The organism is Magnetospirillum sp. LM-5 (genome assembly GCF_902729445.1).
Lineage (GTDB): Bacteria > Pseudomonadota > Alphaproteobacteria > Rhodospirillales > Magnetospirillaceae > Magnetospirillum.
The window spans coordinates 1-5,904 of sequence record NZ_CACVCE010000053.1; the positions used below are offsets into that span (position 1 = coordinate 1).

Here is a 5,904-nt window from a genome sequence, read left to right on the forward strand (position 1 = left end):
TGCCCATCAATCATTGGTGAGCCAGAACCTCCGGTCCGAAACCGCCGCCGATGTCCCATTTGTTTCGACGACGGACAGGCGAGGCAGATGCTTTGATGCGCCGTCTGAAGGCCACCAAGCTTGCCGATCAGCGAGCCAAGGTTGCCGCCGAGCTTGAAGCCGCCATCACCAGACTCAAGATCGCAGCCAATCCCGTCGGTGGACGATAGCCCCGGGGAGAATGATGGAAGGCCAAGTGTGGTGGTCTAGGCCCCAGGTTTTGAAGGTTGATCGCAAGATCACCGAAACCGCCTTACAGCCAGAACTCGCTTGTGCATCTTGCCAAGGTCAGATAAAAACATTACGCATCACGTAACGAAAACGGCTGAGTGGATGGATATCGTCTTCGCCACCCGGAAGCTTGAAAAGGCCTTCAATAAAGAGAAGGAGCTAGTTCGGGAGTACGGCCCGAAGATGGCGCGGACGATCATGATGAGGATGGCGGTTCTGAAAGGAGCGAGAAATCTGACACAGGTTTCGACCGCCAAGCCGCCTCGCCGCCATCAGCTTTCGCAGGACCGCGACGAGCAGTTCGCCGTAGACCTCGACCATCCGTACCGGCTTGTTTTCAAACCGGATCATGATCCGATCCCCCGTAAAACGGACGGCGGGATCGATATTGATTTGGTGACGGCAATTAAGATTCTGGGCGTCATCGACTACCACTGACGCGCCAAGGGAGGGTGAAATGGGTACCACCAAGAACGCGTTCCAGCCGGACTACGCGGTCCCGCCGGGATGGATTCTCGACGAGATGCTGGAGGCCCGCGAACTGTCCCACGCCGAGTTCGCCCGTCGCTGCGGGCGCTCCGCGAAGCTGGTCAGCGACATTGTCGCCGGTCGTGCGCCTGTGGAACCTGAGACCGCACTCCAATTTGAGAAGGTGCTCGGCATGGACGCCGGTCTTTGGCTCAACATCGAGGCGGATTACCAACTGCATCTGGCTCGGAAGGCCGAGGCTGAACGCCTTGAGCGGGCCGTGGCCTGGTATCGTGCATTTCCGGTGAAGGACCTTGTCCAGCGAGGCTGCATGCCGAAGCCGGAATCGGAGGCTGAGGGCGTCGGCAAGCTCCTCGGCTTCTTCGGGGTGGCGTCAGTAGATGCTTGGTCGTCTCGCTTCAGCCAAACCTCTGTTGCATACAGGCATTCGCCCACTTTCAATAGCAGCGAACAGTCATTAACTGCGTGGCTGAGGATGGGAGAGGTACAGGGAGAGGCACAGGAATGCGCCGAGTTCAACGAGCCTCGATTCAAAGCCAATCTGAAGACAATCCGGGGGCTAACCGTCAAGACACCCGCGGAGTTTCTTCCGGAGATGACACGCCTCTGCAACGAGAGCGGGGTCGCATTCGCGGTCGTACCATGCTTCCCTAAGACGGCGCTTAGCGGGGCGGCCCGCTGGCTCACGCCAAGGAAGGGACTTATCCAGCAGTCAGTCCGGCATCTGGTCAACGACCATTTCTGGTGGACGTTCTTCCATGAAGCAGCGCACCTGCTGCTCCACAGCAAGAAGGACGTCTTTGTTGACGAAAAGGGGCGCGACGGTACTGACATTGAGCGCGAAGCGGACGAATGGGCGGGGAGCTTTCTTGTCCCAAAGCCCGATTGGGAACGGTTCAAAGCAGCCCATCCTCGCAGCGAGGTGGCGGTGTCTTCCTTTGCGAAGACGCATGGTATCCACCCGGGGATCGTCGTCGGAATGCTCCAACATGAGGGGATTCTTCCGTGGACCCATCTCAACCGCCTGAAGCAGAAGTACCGCTGGAACTGAGCTTTGCTCGCCCCGAGGAGGTACGGCTGATGGGCGTCAAAAGGGCTGTTATAGCCAGACTAAAAAGATGATTTCCGTGCTGATTTGATGCTGATGATAAGAAATGTCCACGTGGAAGTCGTATTTTCGGCATTTAACCAATGTATACGGCAATGTGCGAACTCGCATTCGACTGCATTCGATGCGCTACTTAGAGAGAGTTGATATGGAGTCGACTTTCCTACGCCAAGCGAATCAATGGGTTAGCTTTTCCAGCTCGGAACTCACCCAAAATTTACCCAATATCGATGACGCAAAAATCGGATCGGCGGACAGGCCGAGACGAAAAGGTCGCGCGCGTGTCTGGCTGATCCCGGCCTTGCGGCAGATTTCCGAGACCGGAATCCCGTCCGCCCCTTGCTTCAAGATGAACGCCTTTTGCGCGTCCGTGAACTTGGATGCCTTCATCGCTGATTGAACCGCCCCGGGTTTGCCGGAGGCCCCAGCTTCTGAGAAGGTAGGGGCATCATGAGCAAGACGACGAACAAGTTTTCCCCCGAGGTGCGGGCCCGCGCGGTGCGGATGGTCCTGGACCACGAGAAGGATCATCCGTCGCGGTGGGCGGCGGTTGTGTCGATCGCGGCGAAGATCGGCTGCGCGGCGCAGACGTTGCTGGAGTGGGTGAAGAAAGCCGAGATCGACGCGGGCACGCGGGCCGGGGTTCCGTCGGAGATGGCCGATCGGCTGAAGGCGCTGGAGCGGGAGAACCGCGAGCTTCGGCAGGCCAACGAGATCCTGCGCAAGGCGTCGGCTTATTTTGCGATGGCGGAGCTCGACCGCCGGTTCAAGCCATGATCGCCTTCATCGACGACCACCGCGCGGTGCATGGGGTCGAGCCGATCTGCAAGGTTCTGCCGATCGCCCCATCCACCTACCACGCCCACGTCGCCGGACGTGCCGACCCGGCCAGGCTGTCGGCGCGGGCAAGGCGGGACATTGCTTTGCAAGGGGAGGTGCGGCGCGTGTTCAACGCCAACTTCCGGGTTTATGGCGCCCGCAAGGTCTGGCGCCAGTTGGCCCGCGAGGGCCATGACGTGGCCCGCTGCACCGTGGAACGGCTGATGAGGCGGATGGGGCTGCAAGGCGCCATTCGCGGCAAGCCGGTCAAGACGACCGTCAGCGACAAGGCGGCGCCTTGCCCTCTGGATCGGGTGAACCGCCAGTTCGGCGCCTCGGCCCCCAACCGGCTGTGGCTGTCTGATTTCACCTATGTGGCGACCTGGACCGGCTTCGTCTATGTCGCTTTCGTCATCGACGCCTTTGCCCGACGCATCGTCGGCTGGCGGGTCTCCCGAACCGCCCACGCGGGCTTCGTCCTGGATGCCCTGGAGCAGGCTCTGCACGAACGCCGTCCCGTTCAGGGCGGCGGGCTGGTCCACCACAGCGATCGCGGCAGCCAGTACGTCAGCATCAAGTACACCGAGCGTCTGGCCGAGGCGGGAATCGAGCCCTCGGTCGGCAGCGTCGGCGATTCCTACGACAACGCTCTGGCGGAAACCATCAACGGCCTCTACAAGGCCGAGGTCATCCACCGGCGCGGCCCGTGGCGGTCGTTCGAAGCGGTGGAATTTGCTACCCTGGAATGGGTGGACTGGTTCAACAATCGGCGGATCATGGGGCCAATCGGCAACATCCCGCCCGCCGAAGCCGAGGAACGCTATCACGCCATGCTCGCCCAACAGCCCATGGCAGCGTAACTCAAACCAAACGGCCTCCGGCAAACCCGGGGCGGTTCATTGTCGTTATCGGCGGCTTCGTATTTTTGGCTGGCATGGCCATGGCGATGACCGGGGCACTGCTGAAGCGCGGGGCAAGCAAAAAGGCCGTAATTCCGGCGGCATTGATGACCGGCCTTTTGGTAGCGGTGACGTTACGTCTTCTCTATTGATGGATATAAGATCGGCTCCTAAGCACACTGGCATACCGTTCCTCAAACTCGCTCCAGACGCCCCTGGCGTGGTTTTCCCCACCTCAGTCTATCGACCCGATCGGCTGTGGCAACGCCGAGGACGCCGCCCCCGATTCTGGGAGGGAGGCGGGCATGGAGGAGCCTACAGTAACGTTCGGAAGTAGTCAGGGGCCCAGATGAGCCGACCAGTTATCAGTTTCGACCACTACGGCACGCCAATTCCAAAAAACCGCAGAATTCCGCCATTTTTCGACCCTGGGTGCACGCCCGGGGAGGGCTCCTGCACACCCCACCTGCACACCTCTGGACACCCCCTGGCGCCCTGGGCGCGGCCAGGAATAACCGCGTCATCGTCTGATCGCTGCTCAAATGTCGGTGCCGCCCAGATTGGTCAGGCGGGCGAAAGCCCCCTTCCTCGGCGCCGCCATCTATCTCGGCATCCTTTTGCCGATCATGTCCTTCACCATCTGGATCACCGCTGTCATCGGCTGGCTGGTGCTGACCGTCGAAGGCGTCCTGGGCGGGGTGTTCTGGGCCCTGGCGCACCTGCGGCCCGAAGGTGAAGGCATGTCCGGCGAGGCCGGCCAGGGCGGCTGGCTGATCCTGCTCAACATCCTGACCCGACCGACCTTGATGATCGGCGGACTGTTCGGCGGTGTGGCGATCTTCACCGTCGGCGCTGGCCTGCTGCTCGAGCTGTGGGAATACGGCACCAGCGTCGCCCTCGCATCCTACACCATGGGTCCGGTGACGCAGCTGGTGCTGATCATCGTCCTTGCCTCCACCCTGGCCACCATGGCCCAGCGCAGCTTCCGCTTCATCACCTGGCTGCCCGATACCGTCGTTCGCTGGATGGGCGGCCGTAGCGAGTCGCTGTTCGAACTCAATGACGATGACCTTGCTCACAGGACCGTTTTGGCTGGCGTGGGCCATGCCGGCAATACCGGTCAGCGCACTGCGATGGGGTCGGCCAACATGGCGCGCTCCGCGGCTGCTGATCGTGCGCAGAAGGCGGCCGGAGATGTGGCAAACAAACAAAAGGCAAGTCAGCATCGCGAAATGATCGAAGCCCTGTCGAATGCGGGCAATAACTCACCACGATCGACCGGTCCCACCGACAATAAAGGCACGAGCACGCGCGATCTTTCGGCCGATCAGACGCCAGCATCGCGTGGGCAGACTGATCAAGGCGGGGATGCCGGCGAAGACCAGACCCTGCCGAAGACGTCGGGGCCGGAGCAAGCAAGTAGCCAAGCTCCTGATCCGGGCGAAGGCCCCGCATAACCGCCAAAAACCAATGGCCGGCATCAGTGCCGGCCATTGGTTTGGACGTGAGGCGTGGATGCTCAAATTTCTCGCCCACGCTCGCGGCAGTGATCCGTGATCCATTGTTCGAGTTCGGTCTCATCCATGGTGCCGGCAGCAACGTCAAACATGATCTGCGTGGCTTCGGCCTCGGTGGCATCGAGATGCCGTCCGTGGGCCTTGAGGAAGGCCGCCATGACGGCGAAGGCTATGCGCTTATTACCGTCCAGGAAGGCGTGCGCCTTGGCGACGCCGACGCCATACAGGGCGGCGAGGCGCTCAGTAGTGACTACCTCACCGTAGGCGACCAGGTTCTGCGGCCGGGCCAGGGCGCCTTCCAGCAGACCCAGGTCGCGAATACCCGGCGCCCCGCCGAACATTTCCACCAGGCGGGCATGCCAGGACACCGCAAGATGCGGCGGTATCCAGGCCCATCCGGTCACTTGGCCAGCGCCTTGTACGTTTCAGGATAGCGCCCCAGACTCCACTCGAATCCGGCTTCCAGTTCGGCCTCGCCGGGGGCAGCGTGGTGGATTTCGATCACCCCGTCGTCGCGGGCCAGCAGGGACAATTCATCGCCCTGACGGAGCCCGGCGGCCTCCAGGATGTCCTTGGGAATGGTGACGGCCAGGGAATTTCCTCGTGGCGACAGCTTGGCGGAACTTTTCAGCATAGTGGTAACCTGCGTTACAACAACTGTGATAACGTATGTTGTAACTGGAGCCCCGTCAAGTTCCCTGTCGCTGCGGGTGAAACCATGTCACCTCAAATTTTTTGCGGTTCGATGTCGCTGGGGTCAATACCGACTTCCCTAAAGAAATCCGCGCGGGACTGAAGGGCA

Annotated in this window: 6 protein-coding genes, 1 pseudogene and 1 other annotated feature; of the genes and pseudogenes, 4 read left to right on the forward strand and 3 right to left on the reverse strand. The window is 61.1% G+C overall.

Annotated features, from left to right (window positions below):
• Positions 1-372 precede the first annotated feature (372 nt).
• On the forward strand, positions 373-708 hold the full coding sequence (locus MTBLM5_RS15260) for a type II toxin-antitoxin system RelE/ParE family toxin (RefSeq protein WP_173976926.1): 336 nt from the start codon (positions 373-375) through the stop codon (positions 706-708).
• Between the two features lie 19 nt (positions 709-727).
• Positions 728-1,810, forward strand: coding sequence for a HigA family addiction module antitoxin (locus tag MTBLM5_RS15265; protein WP_173976927.1), 1,083 nt, complete (start codon positions 728-730; stop codon positions 1,808-1,810).
• Between the two features lie 342 nt (positions 1,811-2,152).
• Here MTBLM5_RS15265 and MTBLM5_RS15270 read toward each other — a convergent pair.
• Positions 2,153-2,257 (reverse strand): annotated as a pseudogene (locus MTBLM5_RS15270) (transposase); the annotation flags it as partial.
• Positions 2,258-2,317: 60 nt separating this feature from the next.
• On the opposite strand from MTBLM5_RS15270, the gene MTBLM5_RS15275 reads away from it, so the two are divergent.
• Together MTBLM5_RS15275 and MTBLM5_RS15280 are read left to right on the forward strand one after the other, a co-directional pair.
• Positions 2,318-3,546 (forward strand): IS3 family transposase gene (locus tag MTBLM5_RS15275; RefSeq protein ID WP_173976928.1). Its coding sequence is split into 2 segments (ribosomal slippage): positions 2,318-2,606 and positions 2,606-3,546, totalling 1,230 coding nucleotides; the frame shifts between segments, so codons are not numbered across the junction.
• Positions 2,599-2,715, forward strand: a sequence feature (AL1L pseudoknot). It overlaps the preceding gene by 117 nt.
• A 581-nt stretch (positions 3,547-4,127) precedes the next feature.
• Positions 4,128-5,042, forward strand: coding sequence for a DotA/TraY family protein (locus MTBLM5_RS15280; RefSeq protein ID WP_173976929.1), 915 nt, complete (start codon positions 4,128-4,130; stop codon positions 5,040-5,042).
• Between the two features lie 62 nt (positions 5,043-5,104).
• Here the strand turns inward: MTBLM5_RS15280 and MTBLM5_RS15285 are convergent, their stop codons facing one another.
• Together MTBLM5_RS15285 and MTBLM5_RS15290 are read right to left on the reverse strand one after the other, a co-directional pair.
• Complete coding sequence (locus tag MTBLM5_RS15285; protein ID WP_173976930.1) at positions 5,105-5,506, reverse strand: type II toxin-antitoxin system death-on-curing family toxin; 402 nt, start codon at positions 5,504-5,506, stop codon at positions 5,105-5,107.
• A complete protein-coding gene (locus MTBLM5_RS15290; RefSeq protein ID WP_173976931.1) occupies positions 5,503-5,736 on the reverse strand; it encodes an AbrB/MazE/SpoVT family DNA-binding domain-containing protein in 234 nt (77 codons plus the stop codon). Before MTBLM5_RS15290 ends, MTBLM5_RS15285 begins: the two co-directional genes overlap by 4 nt.
• Positions 5,737-5,904 lie beyond the last annotated feature (168 nt).